The organism is Pyxidicoccus sp. M6 (assembly GCF_055568925.1).
In genome coordinates this window covers 2443382-2467116 of record NZ_CM145714.1, presented here as the reverse complement: position 1 = coordinate 2467116, position 23735 = coordinate 2443382, and the positions used below count along the sequence as shown (strand labels likewise).

Annotated in this window: 23 protein-coding genes and 1 pseudogene; 16 read left to right on the top strand and 8 right to left on the bottom strand. The window is 71.4% G+C overall.

The features are described from left to right. Positions 1–27 precede the first annotated feature (27 nt). Positions 28–993 (top strand): glycosyltransferase family 2 protein, encoded by a 966-nt coding sequence (locus ACVTJA_RS10240; protein WP_465835977.1) that lies wholly within the window; start codon positions 28–30, stop codon positions 991–993. Positions 994–1026: 33 nt separating this feature from the next. On the opposite strand, the gene ACVTJA_RS10235 is transcribed toward ACVTJA_RS10240, so the two are convergent. Further along, positions 1027–1956 (bottom strand): RluA family pseudouridine synthase, encoded by a 930-nt coding sequence (locus ACVTJA_RS10235; RefSeq protein ID WP_465835976.1) that lies wholly within the window; start codon positions 1954–1956, stop codon positions 1027–1029. Between the two features lie 224 nt (positions 1957–2180). On the opposite strand from ACVTJA_RS10235, the gene ACVTJA_RS10230 reads away from it, so the two are divergent. Continuing rightward, on the top strand, positions 2181–3701 hold the full coding sequence (locus ACVTJA_RS10230) for a gluzincin family metallopeptidase (RefSeq protein ID WP_465835974.1): 1521 nt from the start codon (positions 2181–2183) through the stop codon (positions 3699–3701). A gap of 19 nt (positions 3702–3720) precedes the next feature. Here ACVTJA_RS10230 and ACVTJA_RS10225 read toward each other — a convergent pair whose 3' ends face one another. From ACVTJA_RS10225 to ACVTJA_RS10215, 3 genes are all read right to left on the bottom strand, one after another. After that, positions 3721–4074 (bottom strand): hypothetical protein, encoded by a 354-nt coding sequence (locus ACVTJA_RS10225; RefSeq protein ID WP_465835972.1) that lies wholly within the window; start codon positions 4072–4074, stop codon positions 3721–3723. Positions 4075–4223: 149 nt separating this feature from the next. Further along, positions 4224–4751 (bottom strand): hypothetical protein, encoded by a 528-nt coding sequence (locus tag ACVTJA_RS10220; RefSeq protein WP_465835970.1) that lies wholly within the window; start codon positions 4749–4751, stop codon positions 4224–4226. Between the two features lie 276 nt (positions 4752–5027). Beyond that, positions 5028–6071 (bottom strand): hypothetical protein, encoded by a 1044-nt coding sequence (locus ACVTJA_RS10215; RefSeq protein WP_465835968.1) that lies wholly within the window; start codon positions 6069–6071, stop codon positions 5028–5030. Positions 6072–6176: 105 nt separating this feature from the next. On the opposite strand from ACVTJA_RS10215, the gene ACVTJA_RS10210 reads away from it, so the two are divergent. The 11 genes from ACVTJA_RS10210 to ACVTJA_RS10160 all read left to right on the top strand — a co-directional run bounded on the left by ACVTJA_RS10210 (position 6177) and on the right by ACVTJA_RS10160 (position 16242). Further along, positions 6177–7115, top strand: coding sequence for a DUF2058 family protein (locus ACVTJA_RS10210; RefSeq protein WP_465835966.1), 939 nt, complete (start codon positions 6177–6179; stop codon positions 7113–7115). A 131-nt stretch (positions 7116–7246) separates the two neighbouring features. After that, positions 7247–8053 (top strand): sterol desaturase family protein, encoded by an 807-nt coding sequence (locus ACVTJA_RS10205; RefSeq protein ID WP_465835965.1) that lies wholly within the window; start codon positions 7247–7249, stop codon positions 8051–8053. 70 nt (positions 8054–8123) lie between these two features. Continuing rightward, positions 8124–8885 (top strand): SDR family NAD(P)-dependent oxidoreductase, encoded by a 762-nt coding sequence (locus ACVTJA_RS10200; RefSeq protein WP_465835964.1) that lies wholly within the window; start codon positions 8124–8126, stop codon positions 8883–8885. A 135-nt stretch (positions 8886–9020) separates the two neighbouring features. Then, a complete protein-coding gene (locus ACVTJA_RS10195; protein ID WP_465835962.1) occupies positions 9021–10568 on the top strand; it encodes an outer membrane protein assembly factor BamB family protein in 1548 nt (515 codons plus the stop codon). Positions 10569–10646: 78 nt separating this feature from the next. Continuing rightward, on the top strand, positions 10647–11687 hold the full coding sequence (locus ACVTJA_RS10190) for an AraC family transcriptional regulator (RefSeq protein ID WP_465835960.1): 1041 nt from the start codon (positions 10647–10649) through the stop codon (positions 11685–11687). Between the two features lie 220 nt (positions 11688–11907). Beyond that, positions 11908–13041, top strand: a complete 1134-nt coding sequence (locus ACVTJA_RS10185; protein WP_465835958.1) for a YncE family protein — start codon at positions 11908–11910, stop codon at positions 13039–13041. A 229-nt stretch (positions 13042–13270) separates the two neighbouring features. After that, the gene (locus ACVTJA_RS10180; protein ID WP_465835957.1) at positions 13271–13756 is read left to right on the top strand and encodes a hypothetical protein; all 486 of its coding nucleotides are present in this window, start codon (positions 13271–13273) and stop codon (positions 13754–13756) included. 35 nt (positions 13757–13791) lie between these two features. After that, on the top strand, positions 13792–14562 hold the full coding sequence (locus ACVTJA_RS10175) for a DUF4386 domain-containing protein (RefSeq protein WP_465835955.1): 771 nt from the start codon (positions 13792–13794) through the stop codon (positions 14560–14562). Positions 14563–14707: 145 nt separating this feature from the next. Continuing rightward, on the top strand, positions 14708–15721 hold the full coding sequence (locus tag ACVTJA_RS10170) for an ankyrin repeat domain-containing protein (protein WP_465835954.1): 1014 nt from the start codon (positions 14708–14710) through the stop codon (positions 15719–15721). Beyond that, positions 15652–16083 carry an ankyrin repeat domain-containing protein gene (locus tag ACVTJA_RS10165; protein WP_465840355.1) on the top strand — a complete coding sequence of 144 codons (432 nt, stop codon included), beginning with the start codon at positions 15652–15654 and terminating at the stop codon, positions 16081–16083. Before ACVTJA_RS10170 ends, ACVTJA_RS10165 begins: the two co-directional genes overlap by 70 nt. A 6-nt stretch (positions 16084–16089) precedes the next feature. Beyond that, a complete protein-coding gene (locus ACVTJA_RS10160) occupies positions 16090–16242 on the top strand; it encodes a hypothetical protein (RefSeq protein WP_465835952.1) in 153 nt (50 codons plus the stop codon). Positions 16243–16391: 149 nt separating this feature from the next. Here the strand turns inward: ACVTJA_RS10160 and ACVTJA_RS10155 are convergent, their stop codons facing one another. Next, positions 16392–17012 carry a YgdI/YgdR family lipoprotein gene (locus ACVTJA_RS10155; RefSeq protein WP_465835950.1) on the bottom strand — a complete coding sequence of 207 codons (621 nt, stop codon included), beginning with the start codon at positions 17010–17012 and terminating at the stop codon, positions 16392–16394. Between the two features lie 112 nt (positions 17013–17124). On the opposite strand from ACVTJA_RS10155, the gene ACVTJA_RS10150 reads away from it, so the two are divergent. After that, a complete protein-coding gene (locus tag ACVTJA_RS10150; RefSeq protein ID WP_465835948.1) occupies positions 17125–18096 on the top strand; it encodes a LysR family transcriptional regulator in 972 nt (323 codons plus the stop codon). Between the two features lie 51 nt (positions 18097–18147). Here ACVTJA_RS10150 and ACVTJA_RS10145 read toward each other — a convergent pair. Beyond that, positions 18148–19176 (bottom strand): annotated as a pseudogene (locus ACVTJA_RS10145) (methyl-accepting chemotaxis protein); the annotation flags it as partial. Positions 19177–19596: 420 nt separating this feature from the next. Between ACVTJA_RS10145 and ACVTJA_RS10140 the strand changes: the two are divergent. Beyond that, positions 19597–20196, top strand: a complete 600-nt coding sequence (locus tag ACVTJA_RS10140) for a hypothetical protein (protein ID WP_465835946.1) — start codon at positions 19597–19599, stop codon at positions 20194–20196. 15 nt (positions 20197–20211) lie between these two features. Here ACVTJA_RS10140 and ACVTJA_RS10135 read toward each other — a convergent pair whose 3' ends face one another. Beyond that, positions 20212–20955 carry a PP2C family protein-serine/threonine phosphatase gene (locus ACVTJA_RS10135; protein ID WP_465835944.1) on the bottom strand — a complete coding sequence of 248 codons (744 nt, stop codon included), beginning with the start codon at positions 20953–20955 and terminating at the stop codon, positions 20212–20214. 417 nt (positions 20956–21372) lie between these two features. On the opposite strand from ACVTJA_RS10135, the gene ACVTJA_RS10130 reads away from it, so the two are divergent. Next, positions 21373–22383: a hypothetical protein gene (locus tag ACVTJA_RS10130; RefSeq protein ID WP_465835943.1), complete on the top strand. Its 1011-nt coding sequence runs from the start codon at positions 21373–21375 to the stop codon at positions 22381–22383. Between the two features lie 5 nt (positions 22384–22388). Here ACVTJA_RS10130 and ACVTJA_RS10125 read toward each other — a convergent pair whose 3' ends face one another. Continuing rightward, complete coding sequence (locus ACVTJA_RS10125) at positions 22389–23714, bottom strand: choice-of-anchor X domain-containing protein (protein WP_465835941.1); 1326 nt, start codon at positions 23712–23714, stop codon at positions 22389–22391. Positions 23715–23735 lie beyond the last annotated feature (21 nt).

Sequence of the window (23735 nt, the reverse complement as noted above, 5' to 3'; positions counted from 1 at the left end):
TTCCCTGCAAGAAATGCAGAGTCCACCGTGGCCCGGGCCGTGGAGGGCCTCCTGGAAGGCACCCTCCGGGAGGTCCGCATCCTCGCGGTGGACGACGGCTCCACTGACGGTACGCGCCGCATCCTGGAGGGGCTCGCGGCCCGGGACGCTCGGGTGGAGGTCCTTGACGGCGGGGGCCGGGGGCTGGTGGCGGCCCTGAACCTGGGGCTCGGAGCGGCCACCTCGCCCTACGTGGCCCGGATGGACGCGGACGACGAGGCCCTCCCCCGCCGGCTGGAGGCGAGCGTCGCCGCCCTGGAGGCAGAGCCGCACCTGGCCGGCGTGGGCACGGGCGTGGAGTTGTTCCGGGACGACCAGCCGGTGAGCCCCTCGCTCCAGGCGTATGCGGCCTGGCTCAACGGCCTCACCTCCGCCGAGCGCCTCTTCCGCGAGCGCTTCATCGAGAGCCCCGTGTGTCACCCCTCCGTCTGCCTGCGGCGCGAGGCCGTGGTGGCCGCGGGAGGCTGGCGCCATGGCGACTTCCCGGAGGACTACGCGCTGTGGCTGGAGCTGATGGACCGGGGCCACGGCATGCGGAACGTCGGGGTGGTGCTGCTGCGCTGGAGGGACAGCAGCCAGCGACTCACGTGGACGGACCCGCGTTACGCGGTGAAGCGCTTCACCTGGACGAAGGCGCGCTACCTCGTGCGAGGACGCGGGCCGCTCGCGGATGGGCGTCCCTGCACCGTGTGGGGCGCGGGCCCGAGCGGCAAGACACTGGCGCGCTTCCTCCGCGAAGAGGGCGCCACGGTGGAGCGCTTCGTGGAGGTCCACCCGCGCAAGGTGGGCACGCGCATCCAGGACACACCCGTGGTATCTCCCGACGCGCTCGGTCCGCCGGGACGAGGCCACCTGCTCGTCTGCGTGGGCGTGCGCTGGGCGCGGGAGGAGATTCGCGCGGACCTGGCATCGCGAGGCTGGGTGGAGGGCCGGGACTTCACCTGCGCGGCGTGACGGGGCAGAGCCTCCTCACGTCACGGGCGCGGCTCACGTCGCTTCGATGGGCCCCTGAGGAGCCGCGACCCCCGCCGCCGTGAAGAAGCGCATCAGGTCCTCTGGCACCGGCGACTCCACGCGCAGCACCTTGCCCGTGCGCGGGTGTCCCAGCTCCAGCGCCTGCGCGTGCAGCAGACAGCGAGGCGCCTCCACTCCACCAGCCCGCTTCGCCCCGCCATAGCGCGCGTCCCCGAGAATCGGCGCCCCGAGCGCCGTCAGGTGCGCGCGGAGCTGGTGCGTGCGTCCCGTCTGCGGCAGCAGCTCCACCACGCAGAGCTCCGGTCCCGCGTAGAGCGTGCGGAAGTGCGTCAGCGCGGGCACGCCGTTGGCCGCGCGAGTGGCCCGCCAACGCCCGGGACGTGAAGGGTCCTTCGACAGCGGCAGGTCCACCGTCCCCGAGGGCGGCAGCCCCGGGCCCGTGGCCGCGACGTACCGCTTGCGCGCCGTTCCCTCGCGAAACTCACCGGCGAGAGCGGACGTGGCCTCCGCCGTCTTGCCGAACACCGTGACGCCGGACGTCTCGCGGTCCAGCCGATGCACCAGCCCCGCCTCGTGGCCCAGGTGCGCGCTCACGAGGTCCACCAGACTGCCGCCCACGCGACCTTCCGTGGGCTGCGCCGTCAGTCCCGCCGGCTTGTCCACGGCGATGACGTCCGAGTCCTCGTAGAGCACGCGCAGCGCCGGGGCGGGAGTGGTCTCGGCCAGGGCGCTCTGCCCGCCCTCCTCCAGCACCACCATCACCACCTGCCCCGAAGTGAGCTTCGCCTTCGCGTCCCGGCTTCGCCGCCCGGCGATGTACACCGCGCCCACGTCCACGAGCTTGTGCGCCTCCGCCGCCGGAATGCCCAGCTCGGAAGCCACCGCGTCCGCCACGGCCCGCCCCACCACCGCGCCCTCCGCGCGGAACGTCCTTCGCTTCACGACCCCACCTCACTCACACGAGGAACTCTCCGCCCTGCAAGCCCGACTCCGCCCCCCGCGCCCATTCCGGCCATGCATCCGGGCAGGCCCCTCCACCCCATCCCGCCGCCGTGCGCCACCGGCAGCCCCATCCATCCCTGCGACGGGCGGAGGTGTCATGCGGCGGCACTCTACGCCCGCATCGCCCTTCCGCGCCGCCTGCTTCCTGTTACCTTCCGCGCCCCATGGACCGTCCCCTGCACTCCGTGCGCACGCGGCTGGACGACTTCCTCGCCGAGCTGGCCACGCTCCACTACCGGCACGGCGCCGGCCTCTCACCGGGCCTGCCCATCTCCAGCCTCTACGCCTCCTTCCCCGAGCTGTCCTCGCCGGACACCTTCGCCGCCGCCAACGAGGCCCTCGCCAAGGCCCGCACGAAGGACGAGCCCCTCGCCGTCCGCCGCATCCAGCTCCTCCGTGAGCTCGTGGCCACGCAGGTCGAGGAGGCGCTCGCCGCCCGTCCCGCCGAGGCCGTGGCCACCCTGGAGGCCCAATCCCAGCTCCCCGTCGATGACCGGACGCTCTCCCTCGCCGAGGTGCTCGAGCAGCTCCCCCGCGACACCTCGCGCGGCCGCCGCACCCTGCTGGAGCGCGCCGCCGGCAACTTCCTCTGGGAGCACCGGGGCCCCTACTCGGACCGGCGCGAGGCCGCCCTCCGTGCTGCGGAGCGGCTGGGCGCGAAGGACTACCCCTCCCTGCGCCAGGACGTCACCGGCATCGACTACGGCAAGCTCGCCGAGGCCGCCGCCGAGACGCTCCGCCGCACCGAGGACGCCTACCGCGACGTGCTCGCCTACGTCCTCAAGAAGGTGGACCCGCTGCTGCGCCCGCTGCCCGGCGGCGAGGCGCGCCGGCATGACCTCCAGCACGCGCTCCAGACGCCGTGGATGGACACCTTCTACCGCCGCGAGGACGCCTGGCCCGCCGTGGTGCGCTGGCTCGGCGAGTGGGGCCTCACGCCCAACGCGGAGGGCCGCATCCGCATCGACGACGAGGCCCGCCCCGGCAAGGCCTCGCGCCCCTTCGTCGCCAGCGTGCGCGTGCCCGGCGAGGTGCGCCTCGTGGTTCAGCGGCGCGGCGGCATGGACGCGCTGGCCGCCCTCCTCCACGAGATGGGCCACGCGCAGCACCGCGCCCACGTGTCGGAGAACCACCCCGTGGAGCTGCGCCGCCTGGGAGACGCCTCGGTGACGGAAGGCTACGCCGCCGTCTTCGAGCGGCTGCTCCTGTCCCCCGGCTGGCTCAAGCGCTACCTGGACCTGCCGGCCATGGCCGCGCGCGACTCGGTGCGGCTGGCCGCCTTCCAGGCCCTCACCGTGCTGCGCCGCCACTGCGCGAAGCTGTCCTACGAGCTGTCATTGCTGACGCGTGGCCCCTCGGCGGAGCGCGCGGACGAGTACGCGGACGGCCAGCGCCAGGCGCTCTTCGTGGAGCCGCACCCGGGCTTCTTCCTCCAGGACGTGGACCCGCAGCTCTACGTGGCGAACTACCTGCGCGCCTGGGCCCTTGAGACGCGGCTCACCGCCCGCCTCATGGAGCGCTTCAACGAGGACTTCTGGAGGAATCCCACCGCCGCCGCCTGGCTCAAGGGGCTGTTCGCGCGGGGAGGTACCGACGACGCGGAAGGCCTGGCAACGGAGGTCTCGGGCACGCCACTGGCAATGCCCGAGGCCGGGGAGCGCCTCGTGGCCATCCTCAACCGCTAGGGGTGACTCCGCGAGAGGACTACTTCTTCTTGCGGAGCGCCCGGACGATCTTGTCCTTGGTCGCGTTCGTCGAGGCCTTGGCGGGTGCGGGCGCCGGGGCCATCGTCTGCTTGTTGTTGCCGCTGGCCACCGGCTTGCCGCCCGCGCGGGCGCGCATGGCCTTCAGCAACTGCATTTCAATGACCAGAAGCTCGTCGCCCAGCTCCTCGTTGTCACCGGCGGCGCGGGGAAGCGGAGCACGGGTGCTGGAAGCGCCCGCACCGTGCCGCATGCGCAGAACCCTCTCCTCCTCGGCCGTCAGCGTGCGCGTCTTCTCCAGCGCCGCCTTGACCTCCTTGGCCGTCACCGTGCTACTTCCGACCTTGCGCTCCATCGCCGCTCCCTTGCTGTATAGCCCGCTGAACGCCCGTACATGTCGGACGCGTCTGGGCCGCAACCGTCGGGGATTGTAGAGGACGCAAGAGTGAGCGCAAATTTTCTTCCAACAGGTCGCTGCCGGGCTGTAGCGCCCGGGGTGTCGGGCTACAAACGGAAGCCCAGCCCGAGGTACCCGGAAGTCAGAGCCTGCCGTTCACCGGAGAACGGGTCTCCCCCGGCGGAGAAGTTCTGGTAGCGGGCCTCGGCGGAGAGGAAGAGCTGGCGTCCCAGCTCCACACCCACCCCGCCGCACAGCTCCGCGCCCACCTGCAGCGCGCGTGAGGCGGCCGCGTCGTCCTTTTCGTGGGCCACCAGCAGGCTGGCCCCGGCGCCCAGGTAGGGCCGCACGCGCCGGGAGCCCGGCGGCGTAATCCGGATGGACATGGGCGTGGCCTCGGTGCGCCGCCGGCTGGTGGCCACATGGCCGCCCACCTCCATGATGGCGAAGTCCTTGCGGTAGCCCCAGGCGAGGCTCGCGGTGTAGCCACGCTCGTGGGCCCCATCCGCGTCCGTCATGACGTAGGCCCCCACCGGCGCAATGGTGATGCCCAGGTTGCGCAGGGGCGGCTCGGCAAGCACCACGGGTGCGAAGAGCCCGGCGAGACAGGCGGCGATGACGGCGAGACGGCGCATGCCCCGACCCTGAGCAAGGCACACGCCACGCCCGAAAGGTCAATGAAGTCAGTGATTTGCGGGGGCGGACAGGGGCGCCCTGCCACCCCTGTCCGGGCGGACCGGTCAGGGCAGGCGAGCAGCCTCCTTCCCAGGGGAGGCAACCTGCATGACGCGGGGGCCAGGGGCGCGCCGCACCCGGTGGCCCCGGCGCCGCGAATCAATGGCCCGGCCGCGTCGTCCACGGTCAAGGCCGTCCCTCGGAGCGGCCCCTTCCTCAGGCCGGGAGGCTCCAGCTCACTGCGCCTCTTCGTCCTCGGGCTCGGCGGGGCCACCCTCGCCGGCGGCCTTGTCCTTGTCGGCGCCCTCGGGCTTCTTGCGCTCGATGCCGAAGGTGTCCAGCGCGTCGGCGATACCCTGGGGCTTGTCCGCGTCGGGGAGGAAGTTCTCCGGCGGCGTGAGCGGCGGGTCCTGGCGGCCAATCTCGGAGAGCGCGGACTCGAGCGTCAGGCGCAGCTCGGCGGCCTCGGGCGTCTTGTCCGCGGGCACGTCGATGCGGCCGTCCAGCCGGGCCTTGAGGACCACGGACGTGTCGGCGTCCACCACCACCTCGCCGTCCAGCGAGCGGGGCACGCGGTGGGCGAAGAAGTTGCCGCGGCGGCGCGTGCTCTCGTCGGCGCCCCCCTTGGGAGCGAACGCGGTGGGCAGCGTCCGGGTGGTGGTGCCCTCCGGCGCGGGGGCCAGCGTCACCGTGTACTTCCACGCGGTGCGGCCCTCGTAGGTGACGGTGCCGTCCGGGGTGAGCTTGAGGCGGCCCTGGAAGAGGCTGTCGAAGTCGCGGATGGCGCCAGTCAATTCGGCGCGGGTGCGCTCGGCCATGCCGCGGTCGCGCAGGCGCTGGCGGAACGGGCCGTAGCGGTTGCGGGCGAACACCTGGCCGCCCACGCGCATGACCTCCAGGCCCTGGTCCCGCGAGTTCTCCATGACGCCGTGGAAGTCCCCGCTGACGCCGCCGGGGCCGGCGCGGAAGGTGCGCGTCTCGGTGAGCTTCACCGGGTTGGAGTTGGCGGAGGCCCACTCATAGGAGACGGTGGACTGGAACTTGTGGGGCCCCAGCCGCTCGGTCACCTCGGCGGCGTCCATGCCCAGGATGCGGCGGGCCACCTGGGGGTTGCTGGCGACGTCCTCGGGGGGCAGCTTCTGCTTCGCGGACGCCACCACCTTCGGCGGGTCCTCCGGTGAGAAGATGCGGGCCTTGGCCGCCTTGTCGACCGGGTCTGAACAGCCCGCGGCAGCCAACGCCAGGGCGAGGGTGAAGGCGGACTTCATCGAACGGCTCACGGCTCCTCCAGAGGGGTGCGGCAGGGGCGGCAAGTTACGTGGGGCATACAGGAGCGGCAAGCAGTGGCTTGCGTGCGGCCGTGCAAGGGATAGAACGCCCAACTCATGCAGAACCTGCGCGACAAGTTGTTGAAGGCGGGCCTCGTCACCGAGGAACAGACCAAGAAGGTGGAGTCCTCGGCCAGCCAGACGGAAGCCCGGAGGCAGTCCTCCCAGGAGGGCGGGCGTCCAGGCGGCAACCGTTCCGGCCCCCCGCGTGACGAGAACCGGACACACGGCGGTCCGCCGAGCCGCGAGGGCGGTACCCGCGACAGCGGTGGCCGCCGCGAGGCCGGTGGCCGTCCCCCCTCGGGAGGCGGGCGCTTCGGCCCCGGCGGCGGTGGCCGTCCGGCCGGTGGCGGCCGTCCCGGCGGCGGTGGCCGTCCCGGTGGCCCGATTCCCCGCTTCGGTACGGGGGGGGCGGCCTCCCCCCCTGAGAAGGCCATCCCCAAGCTGCCGCCGATGCCGGGCTCCAAGGCCTATCAGCGCGCCGAGTCCAAGAAGCAGGTGGAGCTGGACCGGGCGCTGAGGGAGCTGGTGCTCGGCTCGCAGGTGGCCGTCGAGCCGGGCGAGACGGCGTTCTACTTCATGACCCGCAAGGGCAAGCTGCGGCGGCTGGAGCTGAGCCCGGCGCAGGCGAAGCAGCTCGAGGACGGCGAGCTCGGCGTGGTGGAGCGGCCGGAGCCGGCGCAAATCGAGCACTCGCTGGTGCCCGCGGCGGCGGCGGAGCAGATGTTCGCGCTGTCGAAGAAGGCCGTGCGCTTCCTCAACCGCAAGGACAGCCCCATCGGCTTCATGAACGACGAGGAGTTGAAGGCGCAGCAGGCGGCGGAGGCCGCCGGCACCGCGCCGGAACTGCCGGACGAGTCAGAAGCCGAGGGCGGTGCGGAAGAAGCCCAGGCCGCGGCCGAGGGCGGTGCGGAAGAAGCCCAGGCCGCTCCCGAGGGCGCGGCCGAGGAGTCCTCCGAGCAGAAGCCCGAGGGCGGCACCAACGTCGGCGGCTGAGCCAGCCCCTTTCCCGTTCACCCCACCCTCCTCCGGACCACCGGGGGAGGGTTTTTCTTTTCGTGGCGACTTCGCGGGGCCACACCCCGCCCGCAACTTCGCGCGGGCCCTGGGGTTACCATCCTCAGGCCATGGTCACTCCCTACCTGCTGCTGCTGCCCGTCGTCTTCGTCGTCTCGGGACTGGTGAAGGCCGTGCCGGTGACGGTGGGCTTCCTGATGGACCGCACGCGGCTGGCCGAGCGCTGGCGCGTGTACCGCCGTGCCCTGGCACCGGGACAGCTCCGCGGCGAGGCGCGTGCGGCCGTGGGCGTGGTGTTGTGCGACGCCCTGCTCATCACCGCCTTCCGAACCGCCAACGCGCACCGCTTCGCGCCGTTCAGCGCCGGCGCCGCGTTGCTCACCTTCGCGTGGATGTTCGTGGGCTTCGAGGTGTGGTTCTACGTGACGCACCGCCTGCTGCACACGCGCGCGCTCTACCGCTTCCACGCGCAGCACCACGTGGCGCAGGTGACGGACCCGCTCACGTCGCTGTCCTTCTCCGTGGTGGAGCGGCTGGTGCTGATGGGCGGCGGCTTCGGGCTCGTCCTCCTCGCCATGCGGTTCATGCCAGTCACGCAGGCGGGCCTCATGGCGTACATCCTCACCAACTACGCCCTCAACGTGTTCGCCCATGGCAACACGGAGTGGCTGCCCGAGCGATTCGTGCGCTCCTGGGCCGGGCGCCTCTTCTTCACCCCCACGTTCCATGCGCTGCACCACGCGCGCTACCAGGGACACTACGGCCTCTTCACGCCCATGTTGGACCGGTGGCTCGGCACGGCGTTCGACGACTACGCGGAGGTCCACGCCCGAGCGCGGGCCGGCCAGGGACTGGAGCGCATCGGCGAGCGCGTTCGCTCTGCGAAACTGCCTGAGGCACTCGCACCCACCTCCTGACACCGTGTAGCCACTCATGGCGCGCGAGCGTTGATGCCGGAATCAATCTCCGGCGCTAGGCTCCGGGCCCATGACGACGACCCGCAAGACAGTGGTGGTGACGGGCGCGAGCCGGGGTATCGGCCGCGCCGTGGCGCTGGCCTTCGCTCGCGAGGGCTACGGCGTATGGGCCCTGGCCCGCAGCGCGGACGCACTGACGTCCCTGCGCGCGGAGGGCGGTGAGCACATCCGGCCGCACGCGGTGGACGTGGCGGACGAGGCCGCGCTGCTCGCCATCAGCAAGACCATCCTCGCGGACGGCGCGCCGCGCGTGTTGGTGAACAACGCCGGCATCACCGTGTCCGCGCCGCTGACGAAGACGCGCACGGAGGACCTGGCGCGCGTCATGGCCGTCAACGTCACCGCGCCCTTCATCCTCTGCCGCGAGTTGATGCCGGCGATGGCGAAGGCGGGCGGCGGGCGCGTCATCAACATCGGCTCCATGGCGGCGGTGCGCGGGATGAAGTACACGTCGGCGTACTGCGCGTCCAAGCACGCGCTGCTGGGCATGACGCGCGCGCTGGCGTCGGAGTACGCGCAGAAGAACATCACGGTGAACTGCGTGAATCCGGGCTGGGTGGAGACGGACATGTTCACCAATGCCACGGCCGCCATCAGCAAGACCACCGGCCGCACCGACGAGCAGGCGCGCGAGGCGCTCGCGTCGATGAACGCCATGGGCCGCATCATCCAGCCGGAGGAGGTGGCCGCGCTCTGCGCCTTCCTTGCGTCCGACGCGGCGGGCGGCATCACCGGCGCGGCGTACGCCATCGACGGCGGCGAGCTGGGCTGAGACTTCACTCCCATTCCGCCTGACCGGCTGCCGGGCCGCCACTCGCGGCCGGGCACCGTTGCGCCACGAGCACCCCATCCCCAGTGTCCGCCATCGCCCGGACGGCTCGGGTGCTTCGCGGTGAGGAGGTCGGGCGTGAGGCAGTGGTGGGGTGTGGTGCTGGGCGCGTGTGTATGGGCGGGGTGTTCGGCGGACAACGGTGGTGCACCGGCGGCGGAAGTCCCCGCCGGAGAGGTGACTCCCAGCCCCGAGCCGCCGCCCCTCGGCACGGGAGGCCCGGTGGTGGTGCAGGAGCCTCCCGTCGACGCGGGTGTGCCCGAGCAGCCGGCGCCCGCCGCGACATGCTCGGGTCCGGACGGCACGGCGCGGCTGGCGTGGAGCCATGACGCCGCGTGGGACCAGAGCGTGGACTTCCGCGGGACGATGGACGCGGAGGGCCGGACGTACTGGACGGAGTGCGACAGCGCGTACTGGTCGGACAAGGACCCGAGCCAGCTCCGGTGCCACCTCGTCTCCGCCACGCGCGACGGCGCCATCCGCTATCGCTTGTTGCTGCCACGCGCGAGGCAGACGGCCGTGCACGCGGTGGATGCGGAGCGCCTGTTCCTGACGTCCGGAGGCGCGACACTCTCCGCACAGGCGCTCGAGGATGGGCGCGAACTGTGGAACGTGGACCTCGCGAAGCTGCGCTCCGAGGACCCACAGGCGGGCCTGTCGTTCATCGTCGACTCGGTGTCGCTCGGAGCGCCGTACGTGTTCGCGGTGGTGCGGCACGTGTTCGAGGATGAGGACGGGAAGACGCTGCTCGTGGCGCTGCGAGCGGACACGGGCGTGGTGGCCTGGACGGCGCTGACGCCCGCGGTGCGCACGCCGCTCGTGCTGGACGCGGAGGGCAACGTCTACGGCGGCTCCTTCGCCCCGGCCGCTGGAGAGACGACGCTCTTCTCGTACTCGCCGGAGGGCGAGCAGCGTTGGCAGGTGCGCCGCGCGGGTGAGCATCAGCCGACGGCGGTGGAGAGCGGCAGGCTCGTGCTGGACCGTGCTGAACTGGCGGACGCGGCCACTGGCGCGAAGCTCGCCACGCTGGCCACCGCGTCGGTGGAGGACGGTTGGTTCTCGCTCGGTCAGTCCAGCTCCGCGTTCGGACGCGTGACGTTCCAGGCGAGCGGCATGCTCGTGCTTCCGGCTCCGCCCTGTACGGGGGCGGGCTGCCCGACGGAGGCGCATCCCGGCCGCACGTTCCTCTACGGCTTGAGCCCGGAGGACGGCTCGACACGGTGGCACCGGGCCGTGGGCGCCTGGCCCATGTCGCCGCTGCTCACGCAGCGGGACTCGCTGCTCCTCGTGGACCGTCCGCCGGAAGCAGGCTGCGAGGAGAGCAACACGTGCACGGGGGATGACTCGTCGAACAACACGTTCCTGCGCGAGCTGGCTGTGGATGACGGGCGGGAGCTGGCCGCGTGCGCATTGCCGGGCAAGGCGCCCTACATCACTCCGCCCGCGTTGCATGGGGGACGCGTGGTGCTGGGCGCGTGGACGAACTGGCTCGCGAGCAACGACTGGACGCGGCGGATGAGCATTCGCGCGTTCGACCTGTCCGCGCCCACCGAGCCCGCGACCACGGGCTGGGTGACGGCGGGCGGCGGAAACTCGCGCTCGGGTCGGGCTGCGCAGCGGCCCTGAGCGCAACACCACCACGCACGCCAACAAGCGCCTGACGACCGCGCAGAGAACCCGGGCCCTCGGCTACGCTCGTGGCTCATGCGCACGGAAGAAGCGGACGCGGGCATGCGCTTCACGGTGTCGGCGGGCGCGCTTGCCTCGCTGCTGACGTACGCGCGCGGGCTCGGCATCGAGACACACGGCATGCTCGCGAGCGCGGGACTGGAGGAAACCTCACTCTCCGGTCCCGAGGCGCGCATCCCGCAGGCCGCGTACAACCAGGTCTGGGACCTCGTCGTGGAAGCCTCGGGCGACGAGGACTTCGGCCTGCACTTCGCCGAGCGGCTGGACCTGGATGCCTTCCACGTCATCGGCCACCTCGCCGCGAAGAGCACCACGGTGCGCGAGTCCCTCACCCGCATCGTCGCGTACTCGCGCATCCTGCACGACGCCGGCCGCGTGGAGCTGGAGGCCCACGAAGGCCAGATGTTCCTCTATCCGGGCTGCCGGGGCCTGTTGCACGCCTGGCCGCGTCACATCGCCGAGTTCTCGACGGCCTCCGCCGTGGTGCTCCTGCGACGCATCACCGGCCAGCGCGGCTGGGCCCCCACCGAGGTGCGCTTCCGTCACGCGGACCCGCGACGCGTGACAGAGCACCGGCGTCTGCTCGGAGTCAGTCCACGCTTCAGCCAGCCGGAGACGCTGCTGGCCTTTCCACCGGACTTCCTCGACACGCCCATCGTCACGCGCGAGCCGGCCGTGGGCAGCTACCTGGAGGCCTATGCCCGCGACGTGCTGTCGCGGCTGCCCGCCACCGAGGAGGAGCTTCCCGCCCGAGTGCGACACGCCATTGCCCAGCGACTCGGCAACGGTGCTCCGCCACCCGACGTGGAGGAAGTGGCCTCGCAGCTCGCTCTCGGTGCGCGGACGCTTCAGCGGCGGCTGCGCGAGCACGCCACCACGTACGCGGAGCTGGTGGCCGAGGTGCAGCGCGCGTACGCCGAGCGCTACCTCGCGGAGGCCGGCATGACGGTGGCGGAGGTGGCCTTCCTCACCGGCTTCGCGGACGTGGCCAGCTTCCACCGTGCCTTCCGCCGCTGGACGGGCACCACGCCCTCGGCCTTCCGCGTCATGCGCTGAAACAACCGGATTACAAGACGAAACCCTCCCTTCGATGGGGGCGCTGTCGCGGCGTGGCTTGGTACTCCCACACCGCAACACTGACTCGTCCAGAGGAGGACAGAACATGGGTACCTGGCAAGTGGGAGCGAGCCTGAGCCAATGGCGCGCTCATGCCATTTCGTTGTGTGCCGCCGTATCGATGCTGGTTTCGTTCAGCGCCGCCGCCCAGACGTCATCGATGCGCGACGTCCTGCTGGTCGGCAACAACTGGGACGGGACCGCCGACATCATCGACGTCCGGACCTACCAGCGGCTGGCCCGCATCAACGTGGTTCCGGACCGCAGCCAGCGGATGCTGGAAATCACCCTGGACCCGGTGCGCCTGACGTACTTCCTGTTCATCCGCGAGCAGGTGGGCGAGGGCCACGACCAGCTCGTGGACGACATGTTCGCCTCGAAGGACGGGAAGGTCATCTTCGTCTCGCGCCCCAGCTTCGCGGACGTCGTTGCCATCGAGCTGAGCACCGGCAACATCCGCTGGCGGACGCGGGTCGGCGGGAATCGCGCCGACCACATGGCCATCTCCCCGGATGGCACCCGGCTCGCCGTCTCGGCGTCGACGGCGAATCGCGTGGAGATCATCGACACCGCCACGGGGAACATCGTCGGGAACTTCTCCTCGGGGGACAACCCGCACGAGAACAACTACTCCCGCGACGGCAGCAAGATATTCCATGCCAGCATCGGCACCGTCTACACGGCGCTCGATACCCCTGACATGGACGGCACCAAGGGTGAGCGCTACTTCCAGATTGTCGATGCGCGCACGCTGCAGGTCCTCAAGCGGCTGAACATGCGCCAGAAGCTCGCCGAGCTCGGCATGCCCGACATGAGCGCGGCGGTCCGGCCGATGGCGCTGTCCCCCGATGAGCGGTTCCTCTACTTCCAGGTGTCGTTCTTCCACGGCTTCGTGGAGTACGACCTGGCGGAGGACAAGGTGACGCGGATTGCGCACCTGCCGGTCCCTCCCGAGACGCAGGCGCTGCGCCGCGACCAGTACGTCCTCGACTCCGCCCACCACGGGCTCGCGATGAGCGGCGACGGGACGAAGCTCTGCGTGGCGGGCACGATGTCCAACTACGCGGCCATCGTCTCGCGTGAGACGTTCCGCTACACCCTCCGCCCGCTCGGCGCGAGGACCTACTGGGCAACGACCAGCACGGACGGAAACTACTGCTATGTCTCGGTGGCTGGGGACGACACGGTGTCGGTCATCTCCTACGCCACCGAGCAGGAGGTGGCCCGCATCCCCGTCGGCGACCACCCGCAGCGTGCGCGCACCGCGAGGCTCGCGGCGTCGCTCTTCCCCTGAAGCACTGGCGGAGACGGGCCCCGGCCCCTACGGCTCGGGCCCGTCCCTGTGCCGCGCAGACGCGCTGGCGAGAAGTGCGTCACCAGGCAGGCCCCATCCATGTCCCGAAGGAGTCGCTGTCGCGCGCGGACAAGGGATTGTCGCCGCCGGCCACTGTGACGGAGGCCTCCCCTCCGTAGCCTGAGTCCCAGGTGATTCGGCCCGCGCACGGCGCGGCGGGGAGGCAACCATGAAGACGTTGTGCGCGACCTTGCTCCTGGGAGCACTGGGCCTGACGACCACGGCCCGGGCCGAGGAGCCGCCTGGTGCCACGGACCACGAGCTGCTCCTCCACGGCTGGCGCTCGCCCTCCATTGGCGTCGAGTACCGGCGGGGCTTCCTCGGCGTCCATGCCGGTGCGTACCCCACGGTCATCTCGCGCGATGCACGTGGCGACTTGGAGACCACGTGGTTCGCCAAGGCGGGGCTCACGGGATACTTCCTCCCGCTGCGCCTCACCTCCGAGCGCCCTTCCCTCGCCTTCGTCTCGGTGGCGTACCTGCGCGGTCTCAACCGCGGCTGGGACGACGCACTCTTCCTGGAGGCGGGCTTCCGCTGGGCCGTGTGGCAGGGCCTGGACCTGCGCCTGGGCGCGGGCCTGCTGCTCGCACCGGGCCGCTCGCCCCGCGTCAACCCGACGCCCGGCGTGAGCTGGAGCTTCCCGCTGCCTGGATGAACGAGCCCTCACATCGATTCGAGGAGTCACGACACATGCGCGCAGAACGTTTCGTGGGTTGGGTGATGCTGCTGTTCCCGCTGGCGGTGAACGTGCCCTTCGGGCTGCTCGCCACACGCTTCGGTTATCCGGACGTGCTGCGCGAGCCCGCCGCCCACGTCCTCACGCGCTTCGCCGAAGGCGGTCCGTCCCTCGTGTGGACCTGGTACGCATACGCGCTGCTCGTGGTGCCGTACCTCGCCGCCGTGGTGCTGCTGCCGCGGGTCCTGAACGACGAAGCAGGCCCGGCGCTCCGCGTGGCCACGGTGCTCGGAGTCCTGTCCTGCGCGGTGCAGCTGCTCGGCCTGATGCGCTGGACGTTCGTGGTGCCGGCGCTCGCTTCTTCCTACGTGGCCCCGGGCACGGACGAGGCCACGCGGCGCGCGCTGGAGGTGGCCTTCACGGTGCAGCACCAGCTCTTCGGCGTGATGCTCGGCGAGCACGTGGGCCAGCTCTTCCTCGCGGGCTGGACGGCCGGCGTATGCCTTGCCTGGGCGCGCGCGGGACGCGGCCGGCGCGTGGCGGCGCTGGGAGCACTCTCCGCGCTCCTGTTCCTCGTGGGCCTGGTGGACGGACTGGCCACGGTGCTGCCGCTGTCGCCCGGCCCGCTCTCCCAGGCTCCCGTGGTCGCCTTCGGACTCTGGTGCCTGTGGTCGCTCGCCACGGGCCTCCAGCTCCTGCGTCGCGGGGCGAGGGCCCCCGCCGCACGGGCGAATACGCCACTCCGCCCACCTGCACACCCTGCAACAGCGGCTGCGCTGGACTGAGGAGGCAGGGTCTGCACCGGCTGTGCCGCTACGAGGGCCTCTCAAAGCGCGGGGCCTGAGCCAACGCAGCGGCTGCTGCCGCCCACTCCCCCTAACAGGACGCCTGTCCTTCCGATACGTTCCCACCACACACCGGAGGGGGGGCATGGTCCTCGCACTCGTCGTTTCGCTCGTAGTCTCCGCGGGAGCAGGCGATTCGCCCGGCTCGGAACCCATGCAGGCCATCATCCTTGGCGGCGGCAAGACGAAGGCGGATGCCTACCGGGCGCTACGTCAGTGGGATGATGCGCAAGCCAAGGTGGGGGTCCGTCCGCGGATGGCCTTCCCCCAGGTCCTCCAAAGCAATGCCGTTCCGGGGCTCAAGCCCGGGTTCGAGGTCGCCATTCTCGGGTTCTGCCCGGCTTCGGAGGCGCAGCGGGTCCTCGAGCGGATTCGCTCGGAGATCGCCGGGGCATACGTACGGAACGTGACCCGGGAGAAAGTCGAATGCCCGGTGCTCGGCGACCTCAGGCTGTCCGCGGCGCTCGCCGCCGTGAGGAAAGGCGAGCTCCCAGCGGTGAAGCGTGCGCTGGACGAAGGCCTCGACGTCAATGCGGTCGAGACGGATGGCACCACCTCCTGGACGCTCCTCTCCACGGCCCTTTCGGCGCGCCAGTACGACATGGCGCGGATGCTCCTCGAGCGAGGCGCGAACCCCAACGGTACGAACTCCGGAACCCCCATTCTTCTGGGGGCCATTCAGTCAGGAAGACTCGAGCTGGTCACCGCGCTGCTCGACGCCGGGGCCGACGCGAAGCTCGCGTGGAAGGCTGGCGATGTTGGCGCTGAAGAGGTGACCCCGCTCTACTTCGCGAGCGCCTGCAACGGTGGACCCGAGCTCCTGGAGGCGCTCGGAAAGCATGGCATGGACCTGCGCGCGACGACGCCCCAGGGCACGACGATGCTCGTTCATGCCGTCACCGACTGCTTCTCGCGGACCGGTTCGCGCGACGAGCGAGCGACGAATCTGGTCTCGGCGCGCCTCGCCCGCATCAACGCGCTCATCGCGGCCGGAGTGGACGCAACGCGCGGAGGGACTCGGGCACGGCCCTGCATGAAGCCATCCGCCTCAATGACCCGGATGCGGCAAAGGCGCTGGTCAAGGCCAAGGCCAACCTGACCCTGACCGACAAACAGGGAAATACTCCGCTCCACCGGGCCGTGCTGAGCGGAAACCCCGAGCTCGTGAAGCTGCTGCTCGCGGGGGGTGCCCCGGTCAATGCCCTGAACGCGCGTCGCGAGAGCGCCCTCTATCTCGCGACCTGGTCTCGGAGCAACGACCCCTGGGGGCTGGTCGAGCCGCTGCTGGAAGCGGGCGCGGACGCCAGGCTCGTCTCGGAGAATGGCTACTCGGCGGCGGACTGGGCCTGCACACAGCAGGGGGACCTCGAGATGACGCGCGACCTCATCAAGCGCGGCGCTCCCTTCAAGGACGGCAAGCCCACTCCCAAGAAGTGCGTCGAGCGGCAGGATGGCGACTGAGAGGCCATGCGGGTGCCGGCGCTCGCGAAGCCGGAGGAACTCTTGCCCACGCTCGTCGACCAGGAGCTCATCCAGGACTGCCTCCACTGCCCGCCCACGACGGACGCCTTCCGGCAATGGCTGGCGCACCGCCTCACCGGCTTCCTGCTCGCGAGCTGACGCCCTGCGCCCGGGGCGGCCGAGGGGTGCGTCAAATCCCCGCCAGCATCGTGTGACAACGCCACGCGATTCGCCGGGGCCCTGCCAGCGGCTGCTGGCGGAGTTGCTCCCCGGCCCTCCCTCTCAATCCCATGCTCCGGGCATCATCCTCACGGCGCGGACATCGCGGTGGGGGCGCTGTCGAAGCGGTGCGGCGCGTAGAGTGCGGCCTTCTCGTTGTTGCGCACCCAGGGCGTCTCTCCATCGAGGAGCTCGACGGTCTCCTCCAGCGCGCCGCGCTCGTACGCATACTTCTGGGAGATGCGGTAGCGGTCGAAGGGCGCGAAGCGGCTGACGTCTGGGTGCATCTCCAGGACGGCCTCACGGAACTCGACGTCCGTGCGACCCGTGCCGTCGCCGAGCGACGAGCGGATGGTGCTGGAGACGCGGCCCTGCGCATCCGGCGCGGTGTAGTCCAGGCGGAAGAACATCGTCTGCTCGCGGGGGCCCGCGCTGCCGTCGTAGCCGGGGTGGCGGCGCCGCACGCTCTTCACCGATTCCCAGTGGGTGCGGTACCGGCGCTGCTCCACGGTGAACTCGTAGTCGAACTCGGGGATGCGCTTCCAGGCGCCGCCCTCCAGGCGCTCCGCCTCTCCCCTGCCCGCCCACACCAGCGTGAGCACCGGCTCCGCGCCGGGCCCGTCCTGCGTGGGAACCACCGCCTCGCGTGTGGAGGCACAACCCGCCAGCGTGAGGACCGCCATCAACACCATCAGAATCCGGAGCGTCATCGTCTTCTCGTCCAGGGAACACGGGAGCGGAATGCTCGGGAGGCACCTTGCGCCCGAGCCGCCGCGACAACAATCCGGGGGAATGGCAACTCACTGTTGTAGATTGGCAACAATGGACCTGAACCAGCTCACCGTCTTCCAGGCCGTCGCGGAGTCGCGAAGCTTCACGAAGGCAGCCGGCCGGCTGGGGTTCGACAAGTCGCGGGTGAGCCGTGCGCTGCGGGCACTGGAGGAGACACTCGGCACGCCGCTGCTCGTGCGCACCACGCGCTCGGTGCGGCTGACGGCCGAGGGCGAGGCGCTGCTGCGGCAGGTGGCGCCGCTGCTGTCCGGGTTGCGGGCCGCGGTGGAGGGCGCGCCCGGCAAGGCGTCCCTGCCCACGGGCGAGGTGACACTCACCGCGCCTCCCGACGTGGGACGTGCGCTGCTGGCTCCCGTGCTGGCTCGCTTCCGCGTCCACCACCCCGGCGTGCGGGTGCGCGCCGTGCTGACGTACGAGGTGGTGGACCTGCTGGAGAAGGGTGTGGACCTCGCGCTCCGCGTGGGCCGGCCCGGCGCTGGCAGCTTCGTGGCGCTCAAGCTGATGGATTTGGAGGCCGGATTCTTCGCGTCGCCCCGCTACCTGGAGCGCCGGGGGATTCCCGCCGCGCCCCCGGACCTCGCGCACCACGAGTGCCTGTGGCCCGCGCCACCCCGGGGCCGTGCCCCCTTCGGCAGAGGGGGTGGGAAGCAGCCGCCGGAGTCCTCGGTGGAGTGCTCCGACTTCGGCTTCCTGGCGGAGGTGGCACGGGCGGGCGGAGGCGTGGCGCTGTTGCCCACGTTCCTCGCCGCGCAGGACGTGGCCCTGGGCTCATTGGTGCGTGTCCTGCCCGGCAGCACGTTCCGGGACGCCCCGCTCTTCCTGGTGTCACGGCCCGGACGGCCGGTGCCCACGCGCGTGCAGGTGCTCAAGGACTTCCTGCGGGAGTCACTCGGACGCCAGGGGGACGCCCGAACACCGCGCTTCGTGCCGGGGTCTCGAGGTGCCGGGCCGGGAGCAATAGGGACCTCCTCGAGCTCCGCGCGCACACGCGGCGGGAGCTGAACCCGACGCCCCGAGGCTTCCGACACGTCGCCGCGCCGGAAGCAAGAGTGCTCAGAGCTGGTAGCGCCCCACAATCGCGCTCAGCTCGCTGGACGCGGTGGAGAGCTGAATCGCGGCCTGCTCGTTCTCGGCCATGCGGTCCACAATCTGGTCCGCCAGGTCCGCCATCGAGCTGAGCGCGGCGAACAGCTCCGCGATGCCCGCGTCCTGCTGGCTGACGGCCTCGGCGATGCTGCGCACCGTCTGGCCGTTCGTCTGGATGATGGTGGCCAGCGAGCGCAGGCTCTCTCCCGCGGCGCGCACCTGTTCCAGCCCGCCCTCCACCTCACGCTTGCCGCCTTCACTCGCGTGCACGGCGTCGGCGATGGCCCGGCCGATGTCCCCGAGAATCGCCTGCACCCGCGTGGTGGCCCCCGCGGACTGGTCCGCCAGCGAGCGCATCTCCCGCGCCACCACCGCGAACGAGCGCCCCGTCTCCCCGCTGCGCGCCGCCTCAATCGACGCATTCAGCGCCAGCACGTTGGACTGGTCCGCCAAATCCTTCACCGTGCGGGTGATGTCGCCCACCTGCCGCGTGCGCTGGTGCAGCTCGGAGATGGTGCTCCCCATCTGCTCCACCACGGAGCGGATGTGCGTGAGCCCACCCACGCTGCCGGACACCGCGGCCTCGCCGGCCTGGCCGAACTCGCTGGCCCGCTCCGCCTCGCGCTGAATCGCCTCCACCCGCTTCGCCGCCGCGCGCGAGGCCTCCTGGAGCTGCTGCGCCGCGAGCTGCGTCTCGTGCAGCGCCACCGCCTGCTGCCCCACCGCCTCGTTCTGCACCGACGCGGAGTCCGTGAGCTGCGAGGACGCCGTCTCCAGCCGGTCCGCCGAGCTCCGCAGCGTCAGCAGCAGCGTGCGCAGCTGCGCCATCAGCTCCGAGAAGGACGCGGCGAGCTGGCCAATCTCGTCCTTCGAGCGCACCTGGAGCGTGCCGCGGAAGTCCCCCTCCGCCACCACGCGGGCCGTGGCGGCGGTGAGCTCGCGCAACGGTGCCGTCATCCGGCGAATCAGCGCGAAGGAGGCGCCTCCCGCGGCCAGCGCGAGCGCGCCGTTCAGGAAGAGCAGCCAGAGCAGGGCGCCCAGGGTGAACGCCTCGCGCAGCACGGCGCCCGTGAGCGCCACGCTCACCGTGGTGAGGACGAAGATGACCAGGGTGATGGCCACGGACAAGCGCGCGGCAAGGCTGTGCGTCATTCGCTGCGAAGCCAGAGGTGAGGGACGAGGGGGAGCAACCGAGCCTACTCCGATCAGGGTCGGTTGTTGAGGGGTGAGCGCTGAATTCCCACGTTACAGGGTGGTCTGAATGCCCCGGGTGAACCGGACACGGCGTCCAGGGTCGTCCTCGGGGTGGTGACGCCAGCGGTCGTCCGTGGATCTCCAGGCCGGTGCGCCCGGAGTCCAACACTCCCCGTGCCACCGGATTGACGCGGGCAGAAGCCCTGCGCTGCCGTGCGCCGCATGCGCGCGTCCGTCCTGCTGCCCACGCTGAGCCTGCTCGCCCTCACGCCCGGTGTGGCGACGGCGGAGGACGCCGTGGACGAGGTCCGCACGAGGGCAGAGCCCGCCCCCACGCCTCGGAATTTCATCAACCTGCGCGTGGGAGGCTCCACGGCCAACGACAACCGCCGCCCCGAGCTGTGCCTGGAACTGTCACCGGTGTCATTCCTCTCCGTGGAGGGCTGCGGCACGGGCAGCGGCTTCCTGCACGGGGACCCGGCACCGGAGGTGGCCCACTTCCGCGCCAAGCTGCGGCTGGTGTCCTTCGACTCGGAGAGGTGGGGCAGCCTCCAGCCCTTCCTCGCCGGCGGCATGGCCGAGGCGCAGGTGGGCGAGGACGACCCGGGCTTCCAGTTCAGCGGCACGGACGCACGCCACGTGTCCACGGCGGGGCCGGAGGTGGGCGTGGGCCTGCGCTACCTGCGCCCGCTGACCTCCGGCCTCGAGCTGGTGGGCGACTTCAGCCTGGGCATGGCCTGGCTGCCCCATGGCCCGGAGCTGGTGAAGCCCCAGGACACGTGGCTGCCGTCGGCCAGCCTCTCCTTCGGCGTGGGGTTTTGACGCGTCAAACGCGCATCACGCCTCCGCGAAGCGCAGCACCACCGCGGTGATGTTGTCCCTTCCACCGGCCTCGTACGCATCCGCGACGAGCGTGTCGCATACCTCGCGCGCCGAGGACAGCGTCAGCCGCCGCAGCAGCCCCTCCATGCCCAGCGGCTCGTAGAGCCCGTCCGAGCACAGCAGGAACACGTCTCCGGGCTCCGGGGAGAGCCGCTGCACCGTGGGCTCCGCGTTGTCCGTGCCCAGCGCGCGGGTGATGAGGTGCCTCCAGTTCCCCGCGCCGCCCGGCGGCTCCATGCCCGCGTCGCGCAGTTCCTCGATGAGCGAGTGGTCTCTCGTCATCATCTCCAGCTTCCCCGCGCGCAGCCGGTACAGCCGGCTGTCGCCGACGTGGGCCACGGCCGCGCCCTTCTCGCTCACGGCCAGGGCCACCACCGTGGACGCCATCTCCCTCAGGCGGCCCACGCGCTGCGCCTGCAGGTTCCGCTGCGCCAGCGCCGAGCACGCCGACAGCAGGTTCTCCTCCCGGCTGCGCCCCGGGTCCGGCACCGTGGGCCACGTGGAATCCCGGTCCTTCTCCAGCCGCAGGCCGAAGCCCGCGAAGGTGTCCACCACACAACGGCTGGCGACTTCACCACCCTCCTGTCCGCCCAGCCCATCCGCCACGACGAACAGCCCCAGCTCCGGCAGGACGCAGTAGGCGTCCTCGTTGTGAGTCCTCCGGCCGATATGGGTCTGTCCCGCGCTGTCCAATCTCATGACTGCCTCCTCGGGCCTCCCACCAGCAAGCGAGAGGCCAGCGCCCGCTTCCCCCGGTCGGGCTCTGGAACGGATACCTCCGTTCGGGGGGCGCCTGCTGAGTGAGTGCCACAGACCCCCGACATCCCACCCACACCCGTCCAATGGCCGACGCTGCAACCGCCTTCCATCCATCAACGCGCCCCGAGGCGTGGGGTTTCTACCCCACACCCGGGGCCTGGCATGGAAGCGAACATCTGAACGGATTCTCAGCGACGACGAGGTTTACGAGATGTCATTCGATGATCCGCGCAGTAACGAAATGAAGGCCCATGCCCACGCGGAGGGAGGCGACGCGGTGGGGGGCCCTGGCAACTTTCCGGGTGACGGCGCGACAATCCAGATGCGGCCACTCGTGCGTGCCGCGCAAGGTGCCCGATGTCCACCATCCGCCGCGTCTTGTCCGGCATCTCCTCCTCCATCTCCCGCGCCCGGTTGGACGTGGAGGCGGAGCCCGTCACGCCGCTCACCCCGCGTGAGTCGCTGAAGCCGGTGGAGCCCGTCCGGCGCGGCTTCTCCGACCAGAGCGACTTCCAGACGGAGGTGGATGACCTGGACGCGTCGCTCGCCGCGCATGCGCCGAACCTCGCGGGTGCGTCCTCCGCGTCCGCGTCCTCGTCCGGGCCCGCGTCGGAGCAGCTCCGCGTCTTCTCCGGAGAGAGCTCCTTCGAGTCCGGCGGCACGCGCTCGCGCTACGCGCAGATGTTGGGCTCGCAGCTTCCGTCCTCGCTGGGCGCCCCGCAGGAGCGCTCGGCCGGTGCGTCCGCGGTGTCAGGCGGCCGAGGCCGGAGCACGGGCGCGGCGGGCATGGACGACCTGCTGTCGCCCGACACGGCCGCGTGGGAGCTGCAGAACCTGGACACCTCCACGCCCACCGTGGTGGAGCCGGAGGACCTGCTCTTCATGCTGGACCCGCCGGGCTCGGCCTCCTCCAAGGCGCCCGTGCTCGAGCTGAACATGGACGACGTCTTCGAGGACGGGCCGGCCGGAATCTCCGGCGTGGGCGCCGCGCCGGAGGCCCAGGACGTGGCCGCGCTCGACGACCTCGCGCCGGACGCCGTGGACGAGGCCATGGACCCTTCGCCCGAGTACCTGGACCCCGCCGTGCGGCCCGCTGGTCCGGACGAGTTCCTCGCGGACACGGACGACCTGGGCTCGCTGGTGCCGGAGGAGCCCTCGGTGGGTGACGCGGCCCTGGCCGGCGTGCTGGCCCCGCTCGCCGCCAACCCGGCCGCGGCCAGCGCTCCGGTGTCCGCAGCGCTCGCGTCGCAGAGCGTAGAGGCGGTGGCGGACACCTTCGAGGTGGAGCCCGCGGCCCAGGCCACCGTGGACCTGAACGCGTCGGGCGAGCAGGCCATGCCCCGGCCGTCCGTCACGCAGGAGGGGTGAAGCCGTCAGGGCTTCTTGGGGGCGACATCCGCGTCGGCGTCGGCGTCGGCCAGCAGGTCGAGCTGGTGCTGGGCCTCGTCGACGTCGTTGGCCAGCTCCCTCCGGTAGCGCTCGCGCTCCTCGCTCTGCCACTCCGCGGAGGCGAAGACGGAGGACGCGTACTCGGCCGTGGTGTGCACGTAGCCGCGCAGGCTCGTCATCAGCTCGCGGTCCGGGTCTCCTGACTCCTTGAGGAGGAAGCCCTCCACGTCGCGCAGCTTCAGCGGGAAGGTGGGCACCTCGTCCAGCACGAGCTTGCCGAAGACGGTGAGCTTCACCTCCTGCGCGCCCTCCTTCAGCTCCTCGTTGAAGGACACGTGCGCGAAGGGCATGCCGCTCTCGTCGTCCACGCGGCCGGCCACCACGTAGCGTCCGGCCTTGCGGACCTGAATCCCGAGGTAGAGCTGCAGCGAGCCCCCCTCCACCACCTCGCGCACCTGGCCGGTGAAGAGGGCCGGCGGCGACGGCGTGTAGAGGATGTCGAAGAAGGCGCTGCCCTCCGACTGGCCCGAGCGCACGCGCACGTCCACGCGCAGCGTGCCGGAGAACATCGGGAAGCCCTGCTTCGAGGGCTGGAACTTCCCCGTGAAGATGCCGTCGCCCGCGAGCGGATCTCCACCGCCGCCGTTGTCCACGAAGGCCAGCGGAATCGGCGCCGCCGCGCCGCCGCCCGTCATGTGCTCGGCCTCGTGCGCGGACGCGGACACCACCTGGCAGGGCCGGGGCGCGCGCTGCAGGTCCTCACAGGAGACGAAGAAGTGCACCGCCTCCTCGCCGACGACGAAGATGCGGTCCTGCTTCAGCTTCAGCTGCACGTCCGGAGTGTCCCGGCTCAGCGGGCGCGTGCGCTCCGGCTCGGCCAGCTCCATCTGGTCCGGCTGCTCGCGACTGGGGCGCGACTCCGGCGGATAGCGCGTGGCGGCCATGTACGTGTCCAGCGTGCGCTTCGCCCGCTCCAGCCGCTGCGCCCACACGTTGCGCAACGCCTCGCGCTCCTCGTTCTTCGGACTCCCTTCGCCCACCTGCGCGGCGCCCGGGGATGCGGACGCCGCCGTGCCTGGGCCCCTGCCCTGCTCACCGCCGCCGCCCTTGCCGGGCGCCTCCATGGGGCCCGGCCGCGCGGCCTCGTCCACGGAATCGGAAGAGGCCTGCGCGGGAGGCGCGAGGCTGGCACCGTCGCCTCCCAGCCACCACCACCCGAGTATCCCCAGGGCGACGGGGACGAGGACGATGGCCCACCAGACACGGCGGGAGCGGGACACGGGAGGGGGGACGGTGCCGGGAGCAGTCATGTCGCTTCGGGGGGAGGGGCA